Source organism: Mucilaginibacter frigoritolerans (genome assembly GCF_007830615.1).
Lineage (GTDB): Bacteria > Bacteroidota > Bacteroidia > Sphingobacteriales > Sphingobacteriaceae > Mucilaginibacter > Mucilaginibacter frigoritolerans.
On the sequence record NZ_VLLI01000011.1, the window covers coordinates 38,135 to 63,568 of the forward strand.

Below are 25,434 nucleotides of genomic sequence, written 5' to 3' on the forward strand. Positions count from 1 at the left end.
CTCTAAAATTTGAGGTGGAATACATTGATGTACAAGGAATATAAGCAGTTAAATCTATCACAAACCGGCAAGGATGTTCTTGATTTCTGGAAGAAACAAAACATTTTCGAAAAAAGCATCAGCACGCGCCCGGCCAATAACCCGTACACATTTTACGAGGGGCCGCCAAGTGCCAATGGTATGCCCGGCATTCACCACGTAATGGCACGCGCTATAAAAGATATTTTTTGCCGTTACAAAACATTAAAAGGTTACCAGGTAAAACGCAAAGGCGGCTGGGATACCCATGGTTTGCCTATTGAGCTGGCCGTTGAAAAAGCTTTAGGCATTACTAAAGATGATATAGGCAAAAAGATTTCAGTAACCGAATATAACGATGCCTGCCGCAAGGAGGTAATGCGCTATACCGATGTGTGGAACGATTTGACTGAGAAAATGGGTTACTGGGTTGACCTCGAAGATCCATACATTACCTACAAAAACAAGTATATTGAAACCCTTTGGTGGATACTGAAGCAACTGTACAATAAAGATTTATTGTATAAAGGTTATACCGTGCAGCCTTATTCGCCAAAATCAGGCACCGGCCTTAGCTCGCACGAGTTGAACCAGCCCGGCACCTATAAAATGGTGAAGGATACCACCATCACTGCCCAGTTTAAAGTAAAACGCGATAAAGATTCGGAGTTTTTATTTAAAAATGCCGATACTGATGTATACATACTAGCATGGACAACCACTCCGTGGACCCTCCCGTCAAACTGTGCATTAGCCGTAGGCGAAAAAATTGAATACGTAAGTATCCGCACTTTTAACCCTTATACTTTTGAACCGGTTACCGTAGTTTTGGCTAAGGACCTGGTGGGCAAATATTTTAAGGCCGAAGGTGAAAATGCTTCGTTTGCTGATTATAAAGGTGGTGATAAGATCATCCCGTGGCAGGTAAAAGGCTCCAATAAGGGTACTGAGTTTGTAGGAATCCACTACGAACAATTGATGCCTTATGTAATTAACGAGGATCTGGAGAAAAATGCCTTCCGCGTAATCTCAGCTGATTTTGTTACCACTGATGATGGTACGGGTATAGTTCACACCGCCTCTGTTTTTGGTGCGGACGACTTCAGGGCCTGTAAGGAAAATAACGTACCATCTGTTATGGTACTGGATGAAAACGGCAAAGAAGTGCCGCTGGTAAACAAACAGGGCCGCTTTGTTGATGAAGTGACTGACTTTGCCGGTTACTATGTTAAAGAAGAATATTATACCAAAGAAGAACGCGAAGCACCGGGCTTTAAAGCTACCGATGTACTGATCTCTATTAAATTAAAGACAGAGAACAAAGCGTTCGACGTAAAAAAATACGAACACAGTTACCCGCACTCCTGGCGTACAGATGAACCGATTTTATACTATCCACTGGATAGCTGGTTCATCCGCACTACTGCGCTGAAGGATAAAATGGTGGAGCTGAACAAAAGGATCAACTGGAAACCAGAATCGACCGGAACAGGCCGTTTTGGCAACTGGCTGGAAAATCTGGTCGACTGGAACCTTTCGCGTTCCCGTTTCTGGGGTACCCCGCTACCTATCTGGCGCGAGGAAAATGGTCCGGAAGAAAGATGTATCGGCTCCATTGAAGAGCTAAAGGAAGCATTGGTACTTGCAATAAACAGCGGTGCTTTAACAGACGATCAATTAGCGAAAGACAAGCACATCGTTGAATCATTGAAAGATTCAAGCTTTGACTTGCATCGTCCTTATGTAGATGAGGTGGTATTGGTATCATCTGCTGGCAAACCGATGTACCGCGAGCCAGATTTGATTGACGTTTGGTTCGATAGCGGCGCCATGCCTTATGCGCAATGGCATTTCCCTTTCGAAAACAAAGAAGAATTTGCCAATGCTTACCCGGCTGATTTTATTGCCGAAGGTGTTGACCAAACCCGCGGTTGGTTCTTTACCCTGCACGCCATAGCTGTAATGCTGAGTGAAGTAAGTGAAGAGGTTATAAAAGTAAATGAAAAAGTAGGCAACAAAGGCGTAGCCTTTAAAAATGTAATATCAAACGGTTTGGTGCTGGATAAAAACGGCAACAAAATGTCAAAACGTTTGGGCAATGGCGTTGATCCATTTGCCACTATTGAACAGTTTGGTGCCGATGCTCCGCGCTGGTACATGATCAGCAATGCTGCGCCATGGGACAATTTGAAATTTAATGTAGAAGGCATTGATGAGGTGCGCCGTAAGTTCTTCGGTACGCTATACAATACCTACACCTTTTTTGTGCTATACGCTAACATTGATAAGTTTAAATATAGCGAAGCAGAAATTGCCATAAGTGATCGTCCGGAGATTGATCAGTGGATCATTTCACTATTAAATACCCTGAGCAAAGAGGTTGATGCTTTTTATGCTGATTTTGAGCCTACCAAAGCTGCCCGTGCTATTCAGGATTTTGTAGATGCACATTTAAGTAACTGGTACGTACGCTTAAGCCGTCGCCGCTTCTGGAAGTCTGATAATTCTGAAGATAAACTATCAGCCTATCAAACTTTATATACCTGTTTAATCACCATCGCCAAACTGATGTCGCCAATAGCGCCATTCTTTGCCGATCGTTTATACATCGACTTAAATAAGGTAACGCACAAGGAAGAGTTTGAATCGGTTCACCTGGCATACTTTCCAGAATATAACGAGAGTTTGGTAAACAAAGCGCTTGAAGAGCGTATGCAGATGGCACAGGATATATCATCGCTGGTATTATCGTTGCGTAAAAAAGTGGGCATCAACGTTAGGCAGCCATTAAGCAAAATTTTGCTGCCTATACTGGATAAAACCTTCAAAAAGCAGGTTGACCAGGTAAAGGACCTGATATTATCCGAAACCAATATTAAGGATATTGAGTACATAACAGATACTGCTGGCTTCATTAAAAAGAAGATCAAGCCAAACTTTAAGGCCCTGGGCGCTAAAGTAGGTAAGGATATGAAAGTGGTTGCAGAAGCCATTGGAAACCTTGATCAGGATGATATTGCAAAGCTGGAAAATGAAGGCTCGGTAACACTGCCAACCGGTCATAATGTGGTTATTACCGACGTGGAAATTATTGCAGAAGACGTTCCGGGATGGCAAGTTGCAAATTTAGGAAAACTAACTGTTGCTTTAGATGTTACCATAACCAATGAATTGAAACAGGAGGGGATCTCAAGAGAGTTAATAAACCGTATCCAGAATTTGCGCAAAGCGAAAGAATTTGAAGTAACCGACAAGATTAACGTAAGGCTTAAAGACCACGTTTTTATAGCAGAGGCGGTGAATAATAATTTATCATATATTTGCGCCGAAATTTTGGCAGAAAGCGTAGTGCTTGATAATGAACTATATGAAGGCGAAATTGCCTTGATTGATGAAAATGAAATTTTGATTGCTATTAGTAAAATATAAATGAAACAAGAAAACGAAAAAACCAGGTATTCTGAATCAGATTTGCAGGAATTTAAAAGCATCTTACTAGAGAAGCTGCGCTCTGCAAAAGAAGAGTTAAATGCTCTTGCAACTTCTTTGAGTTCACCTAATGCCAACGGTACAGATGATACTGCAGGCACATACAAAACATTGGAAGACGGATCGGCTACACTTGAAAAAGAGCAGATCAATCAACTGGCTGCCCGTCAGAAAAAGTTTATTGAGCAGCTTGAAGCTGCTTTAGTACGCATTGAAAACAAAACTTACGGAATTTGCCGCGAAACAGGCAAATTGATTCCAAAAGAGCGTTTACGTGCAGTACCGCACACCACTTTAAGCATGGAAGCTAAATTGAAGCAATAAATGAAGGCTGTTTACCTTAAACCGTTTCTTTTAGTTGCAGTAATTATCCTGGTTGATCAGATTATAAAAACCTGGGTACGTACACATATGGATTTTAATTCAGAAATCCACTTTTTAGGCCGATATGGCATGTTGCGCTATACCGAAAATAATGGCATGGCCTTTGGCTGGGAAATTGGCGGCGAAGCCGGAAAGCTTACCCTTACCCTGTTCCGTATTGCGGCCGTGGCATGTATTGGGTACGGACTGGTTTATTTAATACAACATAAATATCACCGCGGTCTTATACTTTGCGTAGCCCTGATATTTGCAGGTGCGTTGGGTAATATTATCGACTCAACATTTTATGGGCTTATTTATCAGCATGGCAGCATTTTTGAAGGCAGAGTAGTAGATATGTTTTACTTTCCACTGGTAAAAGGCAGCTATCCATCCTGGTTCCCGGTATGGCATGGTCAATACTTTGAGTTTTTTGAGCCGATATTTAATTTGGCGGATGCGGCCATATCAGTGGGTGTAATCCTTATCCTGATTTATCAGAAACGTTACTTCAAACACGAGGTCCCTGAAATCAGTAACCCCAATAGTGAGGTGGTTGAAGATTAACCTTTACAAATAAAAATAAAGAGCCGCATTAATCCATTTTAATGCGGCTTTCTTTTTTGAATCAACTACGGAGCTTTTTGCGTGTTATTTTGGAATAGCGAAAATATTTTTAACACAGCCGGTACTCCAGCTCCAAGGGCTGTTACATAAGTAATTATCCGGCTATAGGCTTCCTGTTCTGATGTGATTAAAAATGCAAGAATAGCGACAATGGAAATAATTAACGGCGTTTTTAAACTACCCCAGTTACCATTATCCTTCACCTGGTCTTTTATACGGTTTACTTCCGTATTGCCAATGGCCGTTAATATAAAGTTTCTGAAACCTTTATTAAACAGTACCAATGTTCCGCATTGTTTAATAATCAACCCTTTGCTTATCAGCATGCTTAGGTTATAATCATCATATGGGTTAACCAGCCCATCTTCGGCCAAATCATACAATAAAAATTTCTCTTCTTTAGTAAGCGATTGCCATATATAGGTATAAAAATAATGCGAACTTATTTGTAGCTTAAATATCATTGAATCTGCCAGGTCACTTTCATCATTCCCATATTTTTCATAGATTGAGGTTGCCGTACTCATGGTTACCGGGTACATGTTATTCAAATAATGGGTGTATTTGGTTTCCTCTAAAATATCATGATGCAAAGGGTCAGGCTTAGCAGGCAAAAGCCGTTGATTGCCAGGCTTCGAAATGTCATTTAGTGGTACAATTACTATACGGAAGTGTCCCAACAATACGTGCCATCTTTCCAGTTCACTTTCGGGTATGCGATTATTGGCTTTATCATCATCTGTCTTGCTTTGCTGTAGTTCATTAAATGAATCAAGGAAAGTAAGCGGATGCACCGTTGAAACGATCATGATTTTACTTTTGCTTTTTTGCATTAATGATTCCAAAAAATCCAGCTTAATGGTATTGGCTCTAGAGTCTTTTATATTGTATTCAAAATGATCAATAATAACCAGCGAATAATAAGGCTTAAAAGCTTCTTCCCGGCATTGCTTCCAGTCGGGGTCATCTTCACCTTTTTGTACAGATATATAAATCATATCCGCTATAAAAACATTGTTTTTAGATGGATCATCCTCGTCATAAATTAATAACTCACCATCGTTGCAGAGCAATTTGTCGGCATTAAATTCAGCCAGCTTTTTCTTCCGTAGCTCAAACTGATCAGTTTCTGCTAAAAAAAGCAGCTCCTTTTCCTGTTCTTCCGTCCTTTGGTTATACTTTAATTTTTTCTTTATCAGCTTTAATTTCCCGGAGCCCGGCGAACCCAAAACAAAAACAAGAGAGTTTAACTTATTATCAAGCAATAGTTTTTCATCCATCATTTCCCAACCGCTTACAGAAGGCAGGTTAAGGGCAAATAATTTGCGGATGATGTTATGGATCACGTAATAAAATATGATAATCCCGGCGATCAACAGGAGCCAGAATTGTACTGGTAATTGAGGATAATCAATATGCCCGGATTTGAGTTGAAAGTAATTGTTATCGCCTAATGAATAACGGGTGATGGTTAAATCTTTTCTATAACTGTGTTGATGAGTAAGGTTGTTGAAAAAAGCTTTATTATCAACTGATGCATTATTAATATTGCTGTTTCTGAGCTCCAATGTATTATTGATAAGGCGCAATGAGCCTAAAATACAAGCCGTGAGCGAATCCTCATACGAATAAGTTATTTTGTTATTGGTATTGGCCGTGTCAATCCCGCTGATAGACATACCATCATAATATGCCCCGGGAATTTTGGTCAGGTCTCTTTTTATACAGCCTGTTAAAGTATCAATAATATCTGCAGAGGTTCGTTTTTGGGTTAAGTCTTTTGAGAAATTGAGTTGTCTGTAACGCGAATCGAGGTTTTGTTCATAGTTATAAGCGTATATAAAAAAGAAAGCAATAGGGATGCCGCTGCTTATTACCAGTCGGGTAGTGGTCATCATTGCAAAGCTGTGTGTATAGGTCCAGTATTGTTTTATTTTGGGTGATTTTGCTTTAAGATCTCGCGCTTTCTGTAATAAAGGTTCTCCTATTAAATAACTAACAAAACAAATAGCTGCTAATAACAATTCGAAACTTAACAGCCACCAAAAGTTTCTGAGGGTGAGTGTAAAGAATGCTGAAATATCAATTAACAGAACAAATAAGCTCAACCAGCCAATGGCTATTAATTTAAAGAAGCGGTTACCTTTTTTGTGCTCATTTTTATACTTAATTACAAAGACAATATTTAAGAAGACAGCTATAGAAGTAATAGAGAAAAGAAGAATGTATAAATACCTTAAAAACGAAATCCTTTCGAAGTAAAATATTAAAAGAATAATTACCGCAACATTAGCCAGAATGGCCAGATTATACTGGTGATGTGAGGTGGTTTTAGGCCCTATCCATGATGTTTCGAAGAGCTGCTTTTTGAAAAATGACCGTTTGGATGATGCAAAGAAAACTATACCAACCTGAATTACCTGGAAAAACAACATAAAGGCCAGCATGGATAAAGTGAAAGTATAGGATTCAGTATCCCGGGCATCATTATATTCCAGGTCTTCCAGGATCAGGGTATAATACGGAAGGTCTGCAAATGGCTTTATTTTTACTTTGTATTGCCTGCCATAATATTCTGTTGTAAAACTGGTATCGGCTTTGGCTATCATTGCACTAAGCAGGTAACTACTATCTGCCAGTTCCTTTAGCATATTCTCATTCAAATTCCTGTCTGCCATACTATGGTACAATACCTCACCGGTACTGTCAATAACCGCAAACTGATACCCGTCAGGTATTATTACATTATCCAAACTTCTGGCAGTAAAAGACATAGCCGCTACTTTGGCCGGTTTGTTTTTAGATTTTTTTGCTATTATAGAAGTAAAGGCTCCGCTGGTTCGCGAAATTACCTGGTCAATAAATTGATCTGTACCTGTTCGGTTGGGTTTATCAGCTATTATGCCTTTAAAGTATGCTCTTAAATTATACCGGGTATGCGGAACGCTTACGTTGCCTTCAATCCAGTTGTTCAATTCTGTTCCGTTACTATTAAGCCAATAAACCTGGTGAACAATAATATTTGAAGAATCCCTTCTTTCAAGCAGTGATCGTTGTATTTCTAGCGGGCTATATTTAATCTTATCGGGCGTATCTTGGTATTTAGCACTGTCTTTTCCCAAATTAATCACATTTGATTGCAGTTTTGGATTATTATATGCTAAATCAAACTTAGTGAGCAAGCTGCTTGCGGTATCCAGATCCGTTTCAAATGCTTTTATTATTTGAGCTGGTAAAATTTCTTTAGAGTTGGCAAGGTGCCTGTAATTAGTACTGAAATAAAAACTGTATTTAAAAACAACAAAAAATAAAAACGACATTAACAGCATAGATATTAATACTGTTGAAATACCATCTGTTACGGTAAGCTTGTCTTTACTGCCCATATGGTAAAGCTTTAACCATGGAAGAGAAACAATTATTCCAATGGCTATGGTTACCAGTAAAAGTACTATCCATAAAGGCAGCTGATTTTTTTCCTTCTCATAGTCTTTGCTTGATACCAGGCCCGCTATTATCCACTCATGATTGGCATTTATATTAACCGATTGAGAAAATAACTTATAATCTTTTCCACCAATGCTTACGCTGTGCAGTCCCGGGCTTATTATGCCGCTTTTTAACTGTAAAAGAGAATCACTTTTAGTGAAGCTTAACCCGGATTGGAAGGTTTCATAAACCAGTTTATTGCCATAAAAAACTACATAATTTTCAAAATTGTCTAAAGGCAAAAGCGGTTTAAAAAATTGTTCAAAGCCATAGCGGATGCCAATTCTGGTTAAGCTGCTTGTATCTTTATCACTCTTCAATATTGGTTTATTTGCGAAAAGGGTAAGCAGTTTTGAGTCCGGATCTACTTCAACCGCTGCTTTTTTGAAAACCTTTTTCCCCTTTTGCCAACCCATATGCTGAACCGGGATAATTACAAAATTAGTTTTGGGGTATTTGTTAATGTAAGTATCTAAAACAGCTTTTTGATGTAAGGTATCGACCTCCAACAGCCCGTTAATTTGCATTAAACTATTAGTAATTTTTGAATGAATATTACTGTCGATATTCTGTAAACAAAGGAAATGGCGTTCCTGAACAACTTTTTCATTGTTGGGTACATAAATAAAAAAGTAACTGGCCCCTAATAGTATAAGAACCATTAGTGTACAAAAAACAGCAATTTGACTGTTTTTGATAGAAAATGAGCTTGCCATTATTTGCTTATTACTGTGAATGCAGGGGTTTAGATAGTGCATATCAATCAATAAGATTGATGCCGTTTTATATTACTGATAAATAATGTTTATTATAAAACGCTTTGTTTACCAATAGTTTACATAAAATTAAACTATAGCTACTGCACAAACAACCGTAGTTTTACGCAATATTTCAATAAATTGAAGAGGCTTTATTGGCAAGAGGGGTACTATTGCATGCTATCGTGAATAGTATTGATAGCTTCGAGATGGTTTTTTAAATCTCTTAATGACTTTGTGGCGAAATTTTTGATATCCGGATCGGCCGCGTTTTTTGATTGGTTTTCAAAAATCTGGATGTAGTTTTTATGATCGCTTATCATGTAGTTTACATAAGCAGTATCAAAGTCTTTTCCTGTCTTTTTTGCAAACGCATTAATGGTTCTTTGTTCTGTAGTATCAGGAGTGGTTGGGAGAGTAATATCTTTGCTGCGGGCTAGTGTTAATAATTTGTTGTGTGCTTTGTTAAGGTCTTTTATCATTATCCCCCCAAAGTTTTTAACCCTTTTATTTGCTGCATTGTGTATAGCCACTTTCCCCAATTCGGCTTCTGTAATACAGGCTTGTATGGTTTCGGTAACAAACTTAACATCGCTATTATCCATTGGGGTATTAAGTTTAAGTGAGCTATCGTTTACAGCTTTTAAGCTATCCGCGCTCGAAATACTGTCGGTACTTATAGCCACATTCTTTTTGGCCCTTTGGTTGCAGGCAGCCATTATGAATACAATGGTTAATAGTGTTATACTTAAACACAAATTTCTCATGAATGAAATTATTATGGTTAGTTATTTAACAAACTATAAATCATATAGTTTCAGTATTGTTATAGGTTTAATTATTTATGTTTATACGCCGAATGGCAGCTTAAGTTATATAATATTTACCGCTCTATGGCTAAATAATTAACCTTAGTGGTTAACTGGATAGCATTGTGTTAAAGTTTTATTATTTTTGAGGCATAAAAATCAAAAAGAATATGGATTTTCCATCAGGATTAAAGTATACCAAAGACCACGAGTGGATTAAAGTTGATGGCAATGAAGCTTATGTAGGCATAACTGAATTTGCACAGCGTGAATTAGGTGATATTGTGTACATCGATATTGCCTCTTTAGGAAAAGAAGTTGCCAAAGATGAAGTATTTGGTACAGTAGAAGCTGTTAAAACCGTTTCTGACCTGTTTATGCCGGTTACCGGAACAATTACTGAAGTTAACCCTGCTCTTGATAAGCAGCCTGAACTGGTAAACTCAGATCCGTATGGTGAAGGGTGGATGGTGAAATTAACCCTTGCTGACGCCGCCAGCGTTAATGATCTTTTATCAGCCGATAGCTATAAATCGCTTATAGGCGTTTAATGAAAACATTATTTAAATATTACGGGCCTGCTATTTTGTGGGCCTTATTTATTTTTGTAATGTGCAGCATTCACCTCGGCAAGATTGCAGAGTCGCCCATGTTTTTTCCGGGATTTGACAAGCTGGTTCATTGCGGGTTCTTTTTTGTGCTGGTAGTGTTTTATGCCAATGGATTAATAAGGCAACTATCAACCCTGTATGTACCGTATAAAGGCATAATACTGTTTACCGTAATTGCAATAGCATACGGCGGCGCAATTGAACTATTGCAACTGCTTATTTTTACCTGGCGCAGCGGCGAGTGGAACGATCTTTTTGCTGATGGTGTGGGTGCTGCAATGGGTGCTTTTAGTGTTTTGGTAACTTTTAGTGCATTAAAATATGTTAAAAAATAGATGGATTATTGTGGGGCTTTTAAGCCTGCTCTCTCTTTCCTCGTGTGGAATTTTTCATAAAGGATGTGGCTGTCCAACCTTCGGTTACATAAAGCAAAAAAATACGGCTGTAACAAAAGCCTAAAAAATGACATAGACCCTATAAAAATGTGATGCATATCATCAAATCTTATTTGGATTTAATTTAAATAAGGTCTACATTTGACTAAGTTTTAAACAATATGATGAGGCTTTCACAACTTGAAGTAGGCGAAAAAGGAATAGTAAAAGAATTTACTGATTTAGAAATGTCGGTAAAATTGATGGAGATGGGATGTTTGCCTGGCGAAGAAATTAAAATTTCACGTATCGCACCACTTGGGGATCCTATTGCGATTACCGTTTCAGGTTATCAGCTAAGCTTACGTAAATTTGAAGCTTCGACTATTATTTTGCAATAGTTTTTATTCCATTGAAAGCCGACATTAGAGTTGCTCTTGTAGGAAACCCCAACACCGGTAAATCAACTCTTTTCAATACATTAACCGGTTTAAATCAAAAGATAGGAAATTTTCCGGGGGTTACTGTTGACAAAAAAACAGGATTTTCTACCCTTCCCGATGGCAGGACTGCCGAAATTATAGATCTACCCGGCACTTACAGTCTTTATCCAAAAAGCAAAGACGAATCTATCGTCTTTTCAGTACTTGCAGATCATTCAAACCCGCACTCCCCCGATCTGATTGTTGTTATTCTGGATGCATCAAACCTCAAAAGGAACCTGTTGCTTTATACCCAGGTAGCTGATCTTAAAATTCCGGTTATTATCGCTTTAAATATGATGGATCTGGCTAAAAAGTCAGGAATCCATATTGATATTGACCTTTTTGCAGCAAAATTGGGTGTTCCCGTTGTTCCTATTTCAGCAAGAAAAGTGGAAGGAATAGATAAGTTAAAAGAAGCTATCAGTTTTGCTAACAAAATAGCCCTTCAACAAGAATCTATTGATGTAGAGTCGCTCGCTCCTGGCTTAATTGCACAAATTAGCAGCGAGCTGAAACTTGATAATTCTTACTATGCTCTGCAACTGGCGCATCAGCATGAAACCATAAAATTTATTTCGCCTGCGCAAAGCGACAGGATAGAAGAACTTGAAAAAGAATTTTCTTTCCATTCGCAAAAAGCTCAGGCATCCGAAACCATAGCACGTTATAATTTTATTAATGACCTGCTTTATGATACGGTAAAAGTACCCGAAACAGCCCAGCTGGAAACTACCAGCAATAAAATTGATAAGATACTTACCCACAAGGTTTTTGGGTTTATTATCTTTTTCGGCATTTTACTGTTCATGTTCCAGTCCATTTTCGCCTGGTCTGCCTACCCGATGGAACTTATCGGCGATCTATTTGTATGGATCCAGAGCACCCTGCATCAAATACTTCCTGCCGGTCCCTTAACAGGCTTGTTAGTTGATGGTGTAATTGGTGGGCTAAGCGGCGTAATGGTATTTATACCACAAATAGCTATCCTGTTTGCCTTTATTTCTATACTGGAAGATACCGGCTACATGTCGCGTGTTACCTTTATGATGGATAAACTGATGCGTAAGGTGGGCCTTAACGGAAAATCGGTAGTGCCGCTTATTGGTGGCTTTGCCTGTGCCGTACCGTCTATAATGAGTACCCGAACCATTGAAAACTGGAAAGACCGGATGATTACCATTATGGTTACCCCTTTGGTTACCTGCTCTGCCCGTTTGCCTATTTATACTTTATTAATAGCCCTGGTAGTGCCCAACCGCAACGTTTGGTGGGTATTTAATATGCAGGGACTTGCCCTAACGGGGATGTACATATTCAGTTTAATATCGGCCATTGTAGTTGCATTTGCATTTAAGCTGATATTGAAAGGGCGCGAACGCGGCTATTTTATTATGGAACTGCCTGTTTACCGGATGCCAAGATGGAAAAATGTGATTTATTCGATGTATGATCGTTCAAAATCATTTGTTTTTCAGGCAGGAAAAGTAATCATTGCTATTTCGGTAATATTATGGGTTTTGGCATCTTATGGCCCCGGTGACCGCTTTAAGCATATTGAACAAAAATATCATCGGCCTCAATATACACAGCATCTTACGCCTGATAGTTTAACCAGGGCCATTAATTCTGAAAAACTCGAAAATTCATATGCTGGTGTATTGGGCCATGTAATTGAGCCTGTAATAAAACCCTTAGGTTTCGATTGGAAAATAGGCATAGCCCTGATTACTTCATTTGCGGCCCGCGAAGTATTTGTAGGCACCATGGCCACTATTTACAGTGTAGAAGGCAGCGCCGAAAAAATGGAATCGGTACAGTACAAAATGAAAACAGCCACTAATCCGCAAACGGGGCAGCCGGTATTTTCATTGGCAGTAGCTTTTTCATTAATGATGTTTTATGCTTTCGCCATGCAATGCGCCAGCACTGTTGCCGTAGTTTACCGCGAAACAAAGAACTGGCGCTGGCCTGCTATCCAATTTGCATACATGACAGTGCTGGCTTATGTGGCAAGTTTTATTGCCTATAATTTATTGAAATAAAACTAACAATCATTTCTTTTTTGAAGGTAAAAAGGCGTGTTTGGGCTTAACGATGATATGCTAAGTCAAGTAGCTCAGATTCAATATCACAAACACAACATTTTTTGCTACCTTGCATCATCCACCATAAAAACTATAGTGACTTTTCAGGATTTTAATTTTAACGAGCAACTTTTAGAAGGCATCTCGAGCATGGGTTTCAACAACCCAACCCCAATACAGGAGATGGCTATCCCGATCATATTAAACGGACAGGACATTATTGCCTGTGCCCAAACAGGGACAGGTAAAACAGGAGCATATCTGCTTCCGGTTTTAAACGCCATCAGCAACGGTAATAAACACCAGATTAATACCCTTATTTTAGCACCAACACGTGAACTGGCACAGCAGATTGACCAGCAAGTGGAGGGTTTGGCTTACTTTACAGGTATCAGCTCTATAGCCGTATTTGGTGGTGGAGATGGTTCCGCGTACGAACAACAGCGTCGAGGTATCCAGAATAATGTAAACATCATTATTGCTACTCCCGGCAGGTTGATTGCACACCTTACATCAGGCATTTTAAAACTACATCATCTTAAACATTTGGTACTGGATGAAGCCGATCGTATGCTGGATATGGGTTTTTCTGATGATATCATGAAAATTATCAGTTACCTGCCAAAGGACCGGCAAACGTTGTTGTTTTCTGCCACTATGCCGGGGCGCATCCGCACACTGGCAAAAACAGTACTAAATAATCCCGCACAGATCAATATTGCTTTATCGCAGCCTGCAGTAGGGATTGATCAGCAGATTTACCGTGTACACGATCAGCAAAAAACACCCTTGCTGCAAATGTTGTTAAAGAATGGATCGTATGTGAGCACCATTATTTTTGCTTCGCGCAAGGAAATTGTAAAATCGCTCACCAAAGAACTAAAACAGGCAAATATTAAAGTAAGCGCCTTTCACTCCGATCTGGAGCAAAAGGAACGCGAAGATATTTTGCTGGCATTTAAAAACAGACAGCTCCCGGTTATTATCGGCACTGATGCCTTGTCACGTGGTATTGATGTGGAGGGGATAGATTTGGTAATTAATTACGATGTTCCTGGTGATCCGGAGGACTATATTCACCGTATTGGTCGTACCGCTCGTGCCGAAACTACTGGTACCGCCATCACCTTTGTAAATCATAGAGATGAGCGCAAACTCAAAAATATTGAGCAGCTAATTGAAAAGCCCATTCGTTTAATTGATGTGCCTGATGAATTAAAATCCATCGAAGCTCCTAAACAAGAGCACGACCCTAAAAAGCGGCCACAAAAGCGCCGCTGGGGCAATAAAAATAAACCTCAAAAATAATTTTACTATTCTTGCATCATGAAGAACATCATGTGGAAGGCAGCTAAGTGCGCTTTATTTTTAGCATTGATATTTCTGTCAGGCAGTTTGTCGGCACAAAAAAAAGAATTTTCAGGTAATCCTATTTTCCCGGGCTGGTACGCCGACCCGGAAGCAAAAATATTTGGTAACGAATACTGGGTTTACCCAACCTATTCAGCACCTTATCATGAGCAGGTATTTATGGACGGCTTTTCATCAACCGACCTCGTCCACTGGACAAAACACTCACATGTGCTGGATTCAAGCGCAGTAAAATGGGTGAAGAAAGCATTGTGGGCCCCGGCTATCACCCAAAAAGATGGCAAATACTATTTGTTTTTTGGTGCGAATGATATTCATGATGATACCAAAGAAATTGGTGGAATTGGCGTTGCTGTTGCTGATAAACCCGAGGGTCCGTTTAAAGATTATTTAGGCAAGCCGCTTATTGGCAAAATATACAATAAGGCACAACCAATAGATCAGTTTGTTTTTAAAGATGACGACGGGCAATATTATATTATTTATGGCGGATGGGGCCAATGCAACATTGCGAAGCTGAATAATGATTTTACAGGAGTAGTGCCATTTGCAGACGGTATCTCCTACAAAAATATTACGCCCAAGGATTATGTGGAAGGTCCGGTAATGTTTAAACGTAAGGGTAAGTATTATTTAATGTGGAGCGAAGGTGGCTGGACAGGCCCCGACTACCGTGTAGCCTACGCCATTGGCAATACCCCAACCGGTCCTTTTAAACGCATTGCCACTATTTTAAAACAGGACCCTGCCATAGCCACAGGTGCAGGCCATCATTCGGTAATTAATATTCCCGGTACTAATGAATGGTACATTGTTTATCATCGCCGCCCATTAGGTGAAACGGACGGTAATCACCGTGTAGTTTGTATTGATAAAATGTATTTTGATAAAGATGGCTTGATAGAACCGGTAAAGATTACCAATGAAGGCGTGGAAGAGAGGAAGTTGTAAGGATTAAAAAAGTAAGTCATGTTGAAACAAGTTCAACATGACTTACTTTTATTACGCTCCAATAAATCACCCGAACAAATCACTGCTTAAGTACCGGTCACCACGGTCGCAGCAAATAAATACAATGGTGCCTTCTTTAAGCTCTTCAGCAAGTCTTATAGCGGCAGACATGGCACCCCCACTGCTCATCCCGGCAAAAATGCCTTCTTCCTTGGCCATCCTGCGGGCCATTAGTGTAGCCTCTTCCTGCGATATATCCATTACACGGTCAACCCTTTTGGGATCAAATATTTTAGGCAGATATTCCACCGGCCAGCGGCGGATACCCGGTATAGACGAATTCTCTGTAGGCTGACAGCCTATTATCTGCACATCTGGATTCTTTTCTTTTAAAAACAGGGAGTTACCCATAATGGTACCCGTAGTACCCATCGCACTTACAAAATGGGTTATCTTCCCTTCAGTACCGCGCCAAATTTCGGGCCCCGTAGTTTTGTAATGGGCCAGGTAACAATCCGGATTGGCAAACTGGTTCAGTAAAAAATATTCGCCACTAGCGCCCTTTTCTTCGGCATAATCTCGGCAAAGTTCAATATTATCTAGCAAAGTTACTTTGGCGCCAAATGCTTCCATGGTTAAAGTACGTTCGCGAGTTGAATTGGCCGGCATTACCAGCTCAATTTCCAGTCCGTACAAAGATGCTATCATAGCCAACGCAATGCCTGTATTACCGCTTGTAGCCTCAACCAGCTTCGTTCCGTTTTTAATATCGCCACGTTCCATGGCACTGCGTACCATATTTAACGCAGCACGATCCTTTACACTACCACCGGGGTTATTTCCTTCCAGTTTGGCAAAAATGCGTACGTTGGGGTTGGGGTTAAGTCTTTTTATTTCGGCAATCGGCGTATTGCCTATCAGATCAATTATACCTGCCATGATATTTTAAACTTTTGATTTATTTAACACGGTGATTTCCGGTTTATGAAACACCGTTGAATGTGCCGGAACACTTTTAGTAAGCCACACATTGCCACCAATAACACTGTTATGCCCTATTACAGTTTCACCACCCAGAATTGTAGCTCCCGAATAAATTACCACATGATCTTCAACCGTTGGGTGCCTTTTGGTGTTTGCCATATTTTTAGCTACGCTTAGTGCTCCAAGCGTAACTCCCTGGTACAGTTTTACATGCTTACCGATAATACAGCTTTCTCCAATTACAATACCAGTGCCATGATCTATATGGAAATACTCGTCAATTTCTGCCGCCGGGTGAATATCAATACCTGTTTTGGAATGTGCATGTTCTGTAAGTATGCGGGGTAACAAGGGCACATTATGCTTGTATAAACTATTGGCCAACCGGTAAAAGGAAATAGCAAAAAATCCAGGATAAGTACGTATTACTTCAAATTCACTTTTTGCAGCAGGGTCACCGTTAAAAATAGCTTGTATGTCGGTATTTAATATAGCATATAGATCGGGAATCTGACTAAAAAACGATCGGGCCAGCTGTTCGTTATCACAATTCTGACAGGCTTTAGTAGCATTCATCACCAATACCAGCTCGTTTTCCAGTCGGGTAAATTCTGCCTTTAAATCATTAATTGATATAAATACCTGTTTTGATTGCTCCGGAAACAATAAGCGGATAACCTGCAATGCCCAGGCCGTTATTTCCTTGTTGGATGGCACGGCTTCAACATGCTGATGTTTATCAAAAATTTGCCGGTAAAATTGATCGCTCATTGTATACGTCTAAAAATTTTTATTCAATAGCAAAAAGCTATAAACCTTTCAACCCGGTAGAAAATAAAAAATGACTCCGGGACGTAGAAATACAGGCTTTTAAACTCGATTGGTTAGATCATATTACAAGTTTATGTAAAAAAATGTTGATAGTTTGTAAAAAGACTATTTAGCAGATAGATTTATCGGAACAATTGGCTTGCTGTTTTTTATGGCATAAAAGATTTACGCTTTGTAGCAGCTACCACGTTGATATATGATTCAGAAATATTGTAGTTTTATAGCACCAATCCACTTAAAATGAAAAGACGTTCCTTTGTAAAAGCCTCACTTATTACAACCGCTGCGGGAGCGGTAATTCCTCAAATAAGTAAATCTGCTATAACGACTAAACAGACAGTCCGGCAATTTTATGAATTGCGTGTGTATACTTTAAAAGATGGTGAGCAACAAAGGCTGGTGGAAGAATATTTCGCCAATGCGTTTATCCCGGCCTTAAACCGTTTTGGGAGTAAACACGTAGGCTTGTTTACCGAATTGAAACCTACTGGCCAAACTAAATTATATTCTTTTATCCCCTATAACTCATGGGATGATTTTTTAAATGTAAATGATAAACTGGCTGCCGATACAATATACCTGGCTGCCGGAGCAACTTATTTAAATGCCCCGGCAACAGCACCGGCATATGAAAGAATTGAAAGCTCTCTTTTAAAAGCCTTTGCTCACATGCCGGTATTGCAAGTGCCCGAACATAAACAGCGCATTTTTGAGTTGCGACGTTACGAACATGCCAGTGAGGCTGCCGGGAAAAAGAAACTGGAAATGTTTAATGATGCCGGAGAGATAGATATTTTTAAACGATTAGGATTTAACCCGGTATTTTTTGGTGAAACCATTATTGGCGATTTGCGCCCCAATTTAACCTACATGGTAAGCTTTGATGACATGGCCGCACATGATGCGCATTGGAAAGCTTTTGGCGGCGATGCCGAATGGAAAAAAATAAGTTCTATTCCTGATTATGCTGATTCAAAGCTGGTTTCGCGCATTACTTCAACTTTTATAGTACCTGCTGCTTGCTCGCAAATATAATTGTATCAAATTGGTTGCATATTTTGATTGTGTCAATAATACACTATATTTACCTCAACCAATTTTAAAATCATGACTACCAGAAGATCATTTCTTAAAACTTCGGCTGTGCTTTCGGCTGGATTGTTAGTGGCCCCTAAATTATTTGCTTACGACAAGAAATACATAGGGCTTCAATTGTACACCGTACGCGATCACATGCAGAGTGACCCCGCGGCTACTTTAGCAAAAGTTGCACAGGTGGGTTATAACTCTGTTGAAGGTGCAACTTATACCGGTACCGAGAAGTTTTACGGAATGGACGGCGCGGGTTTCTCCAAAATTTTAAAGGATAATGGACTGATAATGCCAAGCTGCCACTATCGCTTAGGCGAGGATGGTAAAGATATGAAAGGTACCATATTGAATGACTGGAACAGGGCAGTTGATGATGCTGCGGCTTTAGGAATCAAATACATGGTATGCGCATGGCTATCGCCTGCAGAACGCGGAACGCTTGAGCATTACAAAAAAATTGGCGGCGATTTAAATACCGCAGGTGAAATCTGCAAAAAAGCAGGTATCCAACTTTGCTACCATAACCACGATTTTGAATTTATACAGGAAGATGGAAAATATCCATACGAAACCCTGCTCGCGGTTACCGATAAGAACCTGGTAAAAATGGAAATGGATATGTACTGGGTAACCAAAGCAAAACAGGATCCAATTGCATTAATTAACGAACACCCGGGCCGTTTCCCACTGTGGCACATTAAAGATATGGACAAAACACCTGAACAGATGTTTACCGAAGTAGGCAATGGTGTTATTGATTTCAAAAAAATATTTGAACACTCCAGTAAAGCCGGATTGAAATATTTCTTTGTTGAGCAGGATAAATGCCCAGGCGAGCCTTACGATAGCATCACTAAAAGCTATAACTACATCAAAAGTAATTTAGTTTAAAGATATTCAATTAATCAACTCAAGCCGGGTCTTCATTCGAAGGTCTGGCTTTTTTGCGTTATAAATATTTATGGATAATAAATCGCTGTACAGTTATTTCTACGTAAGTTAAATTATGAAAACAAAATCTGCCGCCTCTTCCATCCTATGTTCGCTCCTTTTAATGATAACATTTAACGGGGTGAAAGCTCAATCTGAACCAAAAGCATTAGCTGTTGGCGATACCATGCCATCATTTTCATTGGCAGATCAGAACGGGAAAGTATTTAACAGTGCAGATTATGCGGGAAAGCGTTTTTTGGTAATCTATTTTTATCCAAAGGATGAAAGCATGGTTTGTACAAAAGAGGCATGCTCATTCAGGGATAGTTTCAACGATTTCACCAAAGCGGGAGCAATGGTTATTGGCATAAATGGTGGTACAGTTACCAGCCATAAAGCATTCAGCGATCATTACAAATTACCATTTACATTATTAAGCGATCCGGATAACAAGGTGTATCACCAGTTTGGGGTGAAAAACAAAATGTTTATGACAGGGCGCGAAACATTCGTTATTGATTTACATGGCAAAGTGGTTTTTGCTTATGAAGCCATGATGCAGGGCAAAAAACATTCGGATGATGCACTTGCCTTTATAAAGCAGCAAGGAAAGGGTTAACAGGATGGTTTAATTAATACCTCATTTAACCTGATCTGAATAATTAACCAATGAAATGACCATTATAATTGTCTTTTTCTGCTGTCACTGGTTCTTTTCCCTATTTTTCCAGACATTTTTTTTGCATCGTTATGCATCGCACAAAATGTTTAAGATGAATGTGTTTTGGGAGCGGACATTTTACTTGGCAACTTTCATTTTTCAAGGCTCATCATTTCTTAATCCACGAGCTTATGCCATTATGCACCGTATGCATCATGCCTACAGTGATACCGAGAAGGATCCACATTCTCCTCATTTTATAAAAGATGTTTGGGGATTGATGATCCAGACTAAAAACATCTATCTCAGTTACCTCAAATATAAACAGGAGCCTGAGCCGCAGTTTCGTGATCGTTACCCCACCTGGCCTACCCTCGATTATATTGGCGATATGTGGCTTACCCGTATAGGATTTGTTTTATTCTATATTGCATTTTACATTGTTTTTGCACCTTATTGGTGGTTATATTTATTATTGCCCATTCACTTTTTTATGGGCCCATTACATGGTGCCATTGTAAACTGGTGCGGCCATAAATACGGTTACACTAATTTTGATAATGGCGATCACAGCAAAAACATGCTTCCTCTTGATTTTTTAATGATGGGCGAGCTTTTTCAGAATAATCACCATCAAAAACCTAACGATGTAAATTTTGCCAAACGCTGGTTTGAACTCGATCCATCGTATCCTATAATCAGATTGATGCACTGGATGCGAATTATTAAATTGCGTAAAACAACCTGAACTTTATGATCACTACCTTAAAAGTTTTTTTTACCCTGCTGTTTGTATGGATGTGTTACGTGGTAATCAATACCAGCATCAACAGCAACCTGTTTAAAGAATGGGATTTTTTGGGATCAATACCCTGGATGCGGGCAACCCTTTGGGATTTTTATGCCAATGTAACCATCATTTTTTTCTGGCTTTGTTATAAGGAGAAAAGTATAGTGTTAAAAGTGGTTTGGTTAATATTATTAGTAGCTTTAGGTAGTATAGCCAGTTGTGCTTATGTACTTATCCAGCTTTTAAAATTAAAACCCGGCGAGGGTCTTAAGGAATTTTTCAGTAAACAAAATGGATAATCAATCAATAGTTAGTTTAGTAATTTATAGCCTGCTTGCTTGCTGCGGCATTATGGTGATAGTGTGGTTTTGGGCACATAAAATAAAAAATGCCGGTGTGGTTGATATTTTTTGGTCGTATAACTTCCCGGTAATTGCTATTATTTTATTGTTGTTTGCACCCGGATTTGAAACCCGCAAATTGCTTATTTGCAGCATGGTTATTATTGCAGGCTTTCGTTTAGGAACACATTTGGCCGTTAGGATTACGAAACACCTGAACGAGGAAGAGGGCCGTTACCAGCAATTGCGTAACGAGTGGGCACCCAATGCCGAAAAGAAGTTCTTTTTCTTTTTTCAATTCCAGGCTATATCAAATGTATTGCTGGCCATCCCGTTTTTTATCATCACACTAAATACCGCTAAGCAGCTTTCTCCATTTGAATATGCCGGTGCGGCTTTGTGGCTGATAAGTGTTTTAGGCGAAGCTATTGCCGATGCACAATTGGCGGCATTTAAAAAAAATCCGGATAACAAAGGAAAGATCTGCGATACGGGCCTTTGGGGATACTCCAGGCATCCTAATTATTTTTTTGAGTGGCTGATGTGGTTATCCTACTTTGCATTTGCCCTGGCATCGCCTTATGGCTATTTGGCTATCATTAGTCCAGCTATCATTTTGTATTTGCTGTTGAAGGTAACAGGTATCCCGGCTACAGAGGCGCAATCCCTTCGTTCAAAAGGTGAGGCATTTAAGCTGTATCAGCAAAAAACGAGTGTTTTTATACCCTGGTTTAAAAGGAGTTGAAATAAAAATAGAGCTTATGGCTCTAAAAATTTCGGTTTTCAAAATCCAACGTTATGGCAATAACGTAAATCTTTAAAACTACAATTAATAAAAACAACCCCTAAAAACCAAACCTGTGCACATGTGGTACGACAAATTGATTGAACAAAATAAAGTCCCTGATTTTTTACTGAGAAAAGGCATTCGCAATTTATTACAACAACGTTTGGATGATGAAAACAAAGGTAATGTAGAGGCCCAGCAAGCACACCTGATGTCGCTAATTGGTCAGCTTAAAACCTCCCCTATTGCGGTTAATACAATAGATGCTAACCAACAACATTATGAAGTACCAACCAAGTTTTACCAATATTGCCTGGGCAAAAATTTAAAATATTCAAGCTGTTATTTTAAGGAAGGCGTTACCGATTTAAACACTGCCGAAGATGATATGCTGGAGCTAACCTGCCAGCGTGCCGGATTAGAAAACGGTCAGGATGTGTTGGAGTTGGGTTGTGGCTGGGGTTCATTATCCATGTATATGGCTGCCAAATATCCGCGCAGTAATTTTACAGTGGTTTCCAATTCACGTACCCAAAAAATGTTTATTGATTTGACTGCTAAGGATCGTGGATTGAAAAACCTGAAAGTGATTACTGCGGATATGAACACTTTTAAAATTGATAAACAATTTGACCGTGTAGTATCTGTTGAAATGTTTGAGCACATGCGTAACTATACGCTATTGCTTAAAAAGGTAGCCTCATTTTTAAAGGATGATGGTAAATTGTTCATCCACATTTTTACCCATAAGGAGTACGCTTATTTGTTTGAAGTTATTGATGAAACCGATTGGATGAGCAAGTACTTTTTTACCGGAGGTATTATGCCGAGCGATGATCTAATGTTTTATTTTAATGAAGATTTAGTAGTTAAAAAACACTGGCACGTTAACGGTACCCATTACGGAAAAACTGCCGAAGCCTGGCTTAAAAATATGGATAGCCACAAGGCGGAAATTATGCCATTATTTGAAGAAACATATGGTAAAGATAATGCAGTAAAATGGTGGGTATACTGGCGTATTTTTTATATGGCTTGCGCCGAGTTGTGGAACTACAATAAGGGCAATGAATGGATAGTTAGTCATTATTTATTTCAAAAATCGGGGCGATAACCTTTGGCAGTAAGGCAACTTTTAGCAGCTCCGCAATGATCCTTTTAACAAAATATTTATGATCCGTTTTTATTTTATTCTTGCTTTTTTTCTTATCGCATTGCTTAACTTTTTTAAGGCGCCATCTTATCATTTCTGGCTGCTGGCAATTGGTGTTACCGAGTTGCCTTTCATATTTGCAGCTATAGCCGCCTTGTTAACGGTAACCGGCTTCTGGGTAAATAAATACCAACTGGCCGGAACCATCCTGGGGCTGGTAACGGTTATTATTTTTCTTTCACCCATTATAAGAGCATATTGGATAGCTACGGACATAAAAGCGGACATGGCAGCTGCTCTTAGCACCAAACAGAGTGATGATACTCCTTTAAGTTTTTCCAAACTGTTTAAATCGGCAAAAAATGATCCTTATAAAACCATAAAATATGTTCAGTATCAGGATACCGCTTTAAATCTTGATTACTATCAATCAAAGGCTTCAGGTAAAAGGCCATGTGTTATAGTGGTTCATGGTGGCTCGTGGGCCGGTGGCGATAGTAAGCAATTACCCGAGTTGAATACTTATCTTGCCGAAAGAGGGTACAATGTGGCTGCCATTAATTATCGCATGGCCCCCAAATACCAAACGCCTGCACCTGTTGAAGATATACAAGCCACCATTGCTTACCTGAATAAACACGCAGATGAGCTGCATATTGACACTAACGAATATGTTTTACTAGGACGCTCAGCCGGGGCACAAATAGCTTTATTAGCTGCTTACACCCTGCATGAACCCGGATTAAAAGGAGTGGTTGATTTTTATGGCCCTGCCGATATGGTTTGGGGATATTCTATCCGATCAAACCCGTTGATTATGGACTCAAGAAAGGTGATGGAGGATTATATCGGAGGCTCTTATTTTAAAGTTCCGCAAAAATATGTTGCCTGCTCCCCTCTGGAGTTTGTAAGCAGTAAATCGGTGCCAACCCTTATTATTCACGGTGAAAATGATGTTTTGGTTTCGCGCGAGCATAGCCGCAGGCTAAACTTAAAGTTGGAGCAAAACGGTATTAAACATTATTGGTTAAGACTTCCCTGGGCAACGCATGGCTTTGATTATAATTTAAACGGGCCAGGCGGACAACTATCTACCTACGCAGTAGTAACATTCTTAAACAACATCACACAAAAATAATGCATAAAACAGCCATTATAGGAACAGGAATTGCCGGGATGGGCTGTGCTCATTTTTTGCAAAAGCATACCGATTTAACTATTTACGAGCAAAATGATTACGTTGGCGGCCATACCAATACCGTAACTGTTGATGAAGACGGCAAGCCGGTTTATATTGATACCGGATTTATGGTGTTTAATTATAAGACCTATCCGAACCTGTGCAAACTATTTGCTGAAATAAAGGCACCGGTAAAAAAAACGGATATGTCATTTAGCGTTCAGCATCTGTCGAGCGGACTGGAGTATAGCGGATCCAGCGTTAATCATCTTTTTGCGCAGCGCCGTAATATATTCAACCTTAAATATATTAAAATGCTGAGCCAGATTGGGCGCTTTAACAAAGAAAGCGTAAAGATACTGGACGATCCTAAATATGCCGATTATTCGATAGGGCAATATATTAAAGAGTTTGGTTTTGGCGAAGAAATGCTATGGAAATACCTGGTGCCCATGAGCTCGGCCGTATGGTCTACCCCGATGGAGCAGATGCTCGATTTCCCTGCGGTGACTTTGATCAGGTTCTTTTTAAATCATGGTTTTTTAGGGTTGGATACCCAGCACCAATGGTATACCCTCGAGAAAGGAAGCCAGTCATACCGCGAAATACTGATTAAACCATTTAAAGATCGTATTCATGTAAATCGAAAGGCATTAAAGGTTGTTCGTGAGAATGGAAAAGTGATTGTTCACGCATCTGATGGTTCGCGGGAAACGTTCGATAGGGTGATTATCGCCACCCATGGAGATCAGGCTCTTACCATACTGTTTGATGCAACTGAGGATGAAAAAAGACTTTTATCAAACTTTAAATATCAATACAACAAAGCGGTTCTACATACCGATAAAAGTATCATGCCTAAAAAGAAACTGGCATGGAGCAGCTGGAACTACAGCATAAAAATGGAAGATGGCAAGTTAACGCCTACTACTATTTACTGGATGAACCAGTTGCAGCAGGTATCAGACAAGAAAGATTATTTTGTTTCCATTAACCCGCATAATGGGCTTGATGAAAGCAAGATTATTAAGGAACTCGACTACGAGCATCCGCTTTTTGACGTACAGGCCATTAATGCCCAGGCAGAATTACATATACTGAACGAAACCGGGCCCATTTATTTTTGTGGCAGTTATTTTAAATACGGCTTTCATGAAGACGCATTTGCAAGTGCAGTGCAGCTTTGTTCCCAATTGCTGGGCAAGCCGGTTTATGATGATGTTTTGATCCAGCCGGAAAATTAATCCGTATAT

Annotated in this window: 22 protein-coding genes; 18 read left to right on the plus strand and 4 right to left on the minus strand. The window is 39.5% G+C overall.

Features of this window, described 5'->3' with window-relative positions:
- Positions 1-27: 27 nt before the first annotated feature.
- From ileS to JN11_RS17525, 3 genes are read left to right on the plus strand one after another with little or no spacing between them, the layout of a single operon-like run.
- Positions 28-3,447, plus strand: coding sequence for an isoleucine--tRNA ligase (ileS, locus tag JN11_RS17515; protein WP_144914641.1), 3,420 nt, complete (start codon positions 28-30; stop codon positions 3,445-3,447).
- The gene (locus JN11_RS17520) at positions 3,448-3,831 is read left to right on the plus strand and encodes a TraR/DksA family transcriptional regulator (RefSeq protein WP_144914642.1); all 384 of its coding nucleotides are present in this window, start codon (positions 3,448-3,450) and stop codon (positions 3,829-3,831) included.
- Entirely contained in the window at positions 3,832-4,437 is a 606-nt protein-coding gene (locus JN11_RS17525) for a lipoprotein signal peptidase (RefSeq protein WP_144914644.1), read from the plus strand. It abuts the gene before it with no gap.
- Positions 4,438-4,502: 65 nt separating this feature from the next.
- Here the strand turns inward: JN11_RS17525 and JN11_RS17530 are convergent, their stop codons facing one another.
- Together JN11_RS17530 and JN11_RS17535 are read right to left on the minus strand one after the other, a co-directional pair.
- Positions 4,503-8,702, minus strand: a complete 4,200-nt coding sequence (locus JN11_RS17530; RefSeq protein WP_144914645.1) for a cache domain-containing protein — start codon at positions 8,700-8,702, stop codon at positions 4,503-4,505.
- Positions 8,703-8,914: 212 nt separating this feature from the next.
- Positions 8,915-9,511: a DUF4142 domain-containing protein gene (locus tag JN11_RS17535; RefSeq protein ID WP_144914647.1), complete on the minus strand. Its 597-nt coding sequence runs from the start codon at positions 9,509-9,511 to the stop codon at positions 8,915-8,917.
- Between the two features lie 212 nt (positions 9,512-9,723).
- Here JN11_RS17535 and gcvH point away from each other — a divergent pair, with 212 nt between their 5' ends.
- From gcvH to JN11_RS17565, 6 genes are all read left to right on the plus strand, one after another.
- Entirely contained in the window at positions 9,724-10,104 is a 381-nt protein-coding gene (gene gcvH, locus JN11_RS17540; protein WP_144914649.1) for a glycine cleavage system protein GcvH, read from the plus strand.
- Positions 10,104-10,499, plus strand: a complete 396-nt coding sequence (locus tag JN11_RS17545) for a VanZ family protein (protein WP_246139048.1) — start codon at positions 10,104-10,106, stop codon at positions 10,497-10,499. The genes gcvH and JN11_RS17545 overlap by 1 nt, the downstream gene beginning before the upstream one ends.
- Before the next feature lie 224 nt (positions 10,500-10,723).
- Entirely contained in the window at positions 10,724-10,939 is a 216-nt protein-coding gene (locus tag JN11_RS17550; protein ID WP_144914898.1) for a FeoA family protein, read from the plus strand.
- A gap of 11 nt (positions 10,940-10,950) precedes the next feature.
- Positions 10,951-13,065, plus strand: coding sequence for a ferrous iron transport protein B (gene feoB, locus JN11_RS17555; protein ID WP_144914650.1), 2,115 nt, complete (start codon positions 10,951-10,953; stop codon positions 13,063-13,065).
- Positions 13,066-13,203: 138 nt separating this feature from the next.
- Positions 13,204-14,415 (plus strand): DEAD/DEAH box helicase, encoded by a 1,212-nt coding sequence (locus tag JN11_RS17560; RefSeq protein ID WP_211360826.1) that lies wholly within the window; start codon positions 13,204-13,206, stop codon positions 14,413-14,415.
- A gap of 18 nt (positions 14,416-14,433) precedes the next feature.
- Positions 14,434-15,429, plus strand: a complete 996-nt coding sequence (locus JN11_RS17565; protein ID WP_246139049.1) for a glycoside hydrolase family 43 protein — start codon at positions 14,434-14,436, stop codon at positions 15,427-15,429.
- 66 nt (positions 15,430-15,495) lie between these two features.
- On the opposite strand, the gene cysM is transcribed toward JN11_RS17565, so the two are convergent.
- Positions 15,496-16,368: a cysteine synthase CysM gene (gene cysM, locus JN11_RS17570; RefSeq protein ID WP_144914652.1), complete on the minus strand. Its 873-nt coding sequence runs from the start codon at positions 16,366-16,368 to the stop codon at positions 15,496-15,498.
- Positions 16,369-16,374: 6 nt separating this feature from the next.
- The gene (gene epsC / locus JN11_RS17575) at positions 16,375-17,184 is read right to left on the minus strand and encodes a serine O-acetyltransferase EpsC (RefSeq protein WP_144914653.1); all 810 of its coding nucleotides are present in this window, start codon (positions 17,182-17,184) and stop codon (positions 16,375-16,377) included.
- A 300-nt stretch (positions 17,185-17,484) separates the two neighbouring features.
- Here epsC and JN11_RS17580 point away from each other — a divergent pair, with 300 nt between their 5' ends.
- The 9 genes from JN11_RS17580 (at position 17,485) to JN11_RS17620 (ending at position 25,425) form a co-directional block, all read left to right on the plus strand.
- On the plus strand, positions 17,485-18,279 hold the full coding sequence (locus JN11_RS17580) for an NIPSNAP family protein (RefSeq protein WP_144914655.1): 795 nt from the start codon (positions 17,485-17,487) through the stop codon (positions 18,277-18,279).
- 72 nt (positions 18,280-18,351) lie between these two features.
- Positions 18,352-19,227, plus strand: coding sequence for a TIM barrel protein (locus JN11_RS17585; RefSeq protein ID WP_144914656.1), 876 nt, complete (start codon positions 18,352-18,354; stop codon positions 19,225-19,227).
- 115 nt (positions 19,228-19,342) lie between these two features.
- Positions 19,343-19,888 (plus strand): peroxiredoxin, encoded by a 546-nt coding sequence (locus tag JN11_RS17590; protein ID WP_144914658.1) that lies wholly within the window; start codon positions 19,343-19,345, stop codon positions 19,886-19,888.
- 55 nt (positions 19,889-19,943) lie between these two features.
- Entirely contained in the window at positions 19,944-20,678 is a 735-nt protein-coding gene (locus JN11_RS17595; protein WP_144914660.1) for an acyl-CoA desaturase, read from the plus strand.
- Positions 20,679-20,683: 5 nt separating this feature from the next.
- Entirely contained in the window at positions 20,684-21,019 is a 336-nt protein-coding gene (locus tag JN11_RS17600; protein WP_144914662.1) for a DUF1475 family protein, read from the plus strand.
- A complete protein-coding gene (locus JN11_RS17605) occupies positions 21,012-21,806 on the plus strand; it encodes a DUF1295 domain-containing protein (RefSeq protein WP_144914664.1) in 795 nt (264 codons plus the stop codon). Before JN11_RS17600 ends, JN11_RS17605 begins: the two co-directional genes overlap by 8 nt.
- A 121-nt stretch (positions 21,807-21,927) precedes the next feature.
- Positions 21,928-22,962, plus strand: a complete 1,035-nt coding sequence (locus JN11_RS17610; RefSeq protein ID WP_144914665.1) for an SAM-dependent methyltransferase — start codon at positions 21,928-21,930, stop codon at positions 22,960-22,962.
- Positions 22,963-23,020: 58 nt separating this feature from the next.
- Positions 23,021-24,139 (plus strand): alpha/beta hydrolase, encoded by a 1,119-nt coding sequence (locus tag JN11_RS17615; protein ID WP_144914667.1) that lies wholly within the window; start codon positions 23,021-23,023, stop codon positions 24,137-24,139.
- Entirely contained in the window at positions 24,139-25,425 is a 1,287-nt protein-coding gene (locus JN11_RS17620; protein WP_144914669.1) for an NAD(P)/FAD-dependent oxidoreductase, read from the plus strand. Before JN11_RS17615 ends, JN11_RS17620 begins: the two co-directional genes overlap by 1 nt.
- Positions 25,426-25,434: the final 9 nt, after the last annotated feature.

Coding starts and splice junctions, on each gene's coding strand:
- gcvH (WP_144914649.1), top strand. CDS start 9,724: ATGGATTTTCCATCAGGATTAAAGTATACCAAAGACCACGAGTGGATT.
- JN11_RS17585 (WP_144914656.1), top strand. CDS start 18,352: ATGACTACCAGAAGATCATTTCTTAAAACTTCGGCTGTGCTTTCGGCT.
- JN11_RS17545 (WP_246139048.1), top strand. CDS start 10,104: ATGAAAACATTATTTAAATATTACGGGCCTGCTATTTTGTGGGCCTTA.
- JN11_RS17565 (WP_246139049.1), top strand. CDS start 14,434: ATGAAGAACATCATGTGGAAGGCAGCTAAGTGCGCTTTATTTTTAGCA.
- cysM (WP_144914652.1), bottom strand. CDS start 16,368: ATGGCAGGTATAATTGATCTGATAGGCAATACGCCGATTGCCGAAATA.
- JN11_RS17605 (WP_144914664.1), top strand. CDS start 21,012: ATGGATAATCAATCAATAGTTAGTTTAGTAATTTATAGCCTGCTTGCT.
- ileS (WP_144914641.1), top strand. CDS start 28: ATGTACAAGGAATATAAGCAGTTAAATCTATCACAAACCGGCAAGGAT.
- epsC (WP_144914653.1), bottom strand. CDS start 17,184: ATGAGCGATCAATTTTACCGGCAAATTTTTGATAAACATCAGCATGTT.
- JN11_RS17550 (WP_144914898.1), top strand. CDS start 10,724: ATGAGGCTTTCACAACTTGAAGTAGGCGAAAAAGGAATAGTAAAAGAA.
- JN11_RS17595 (WP_144914660.1), top strand. CDS start 19,944: ATGACCATTATAATTGTCTTTTTCTGCTGTCACTGGTTCTTTTCCCTA.
- JN11_RS17580 (WP_144914655.1), top strand. CDS start 17,485: ATGAAAAGACGTTCCTTTGTAAAAGCCTCACTTATTACAACCGCTGCG.
- JN11_RS17520 (WP_144914642.1), top strand. CDS start 3,448: ATGAAACAAGAAAACGAAAAAACCAGGTATTCTGAATCAGATTTGCAG.
- JN11_RS17610 (WP_144914665.1), top strand. CDS start 21,928: ATGTGGTACGACAAATTGATTGAACAAAATAAAGTCCCTGATTTTTTA.
- JN11_RS17620 (WP_144914669.1), top strand. CDS start 24,139: ATGCATAAAACAGCCATTATAGGAACAGGAATTGCCGGGATGGGCTGT.
- JN11_RS17535 (WP_144914647.1), bottom strand. CDS start 9,511: ATGAGAAATTTGTGTTTAAGTATAACACTATTAACCATTGTATTCATA.
- JN11_RS17525 (WP_144914644.1), top strand. CDS start 3,832: ATGAAGGCTGTTTACCTTAAACCGTTTCTTTTAGTTGCAGTAATTATC.
- JN11_RS17530 (WP_144914645.1), bottom strand. CDS start 8,702: ATGGCAAGCTCATTTTCTATCAAAAACAGTCAAATTGCTGTTTTTTGT.
- JN11_RS17590 (WP_144914658.1), top strand. CDS start 19,343: ATGAAAACAAAATCTGCCGCCTCTTCCATCCTATGTTCGCTCCTTTTA.
- JN11_RS17600 (WP_144914662.1), top strand. CDS start 20,684: ATGATCACTACCTTAAAAGTTTTTTTTACCCTGCTGTTTGTATGGATG.
- JN11_RS17615 (WP_144914667.1), top strand. CDS start 23,021: ATGATCCGTTTTTATTTTATTCTTGCTTTTTTTCTTATCGCATTGCTT.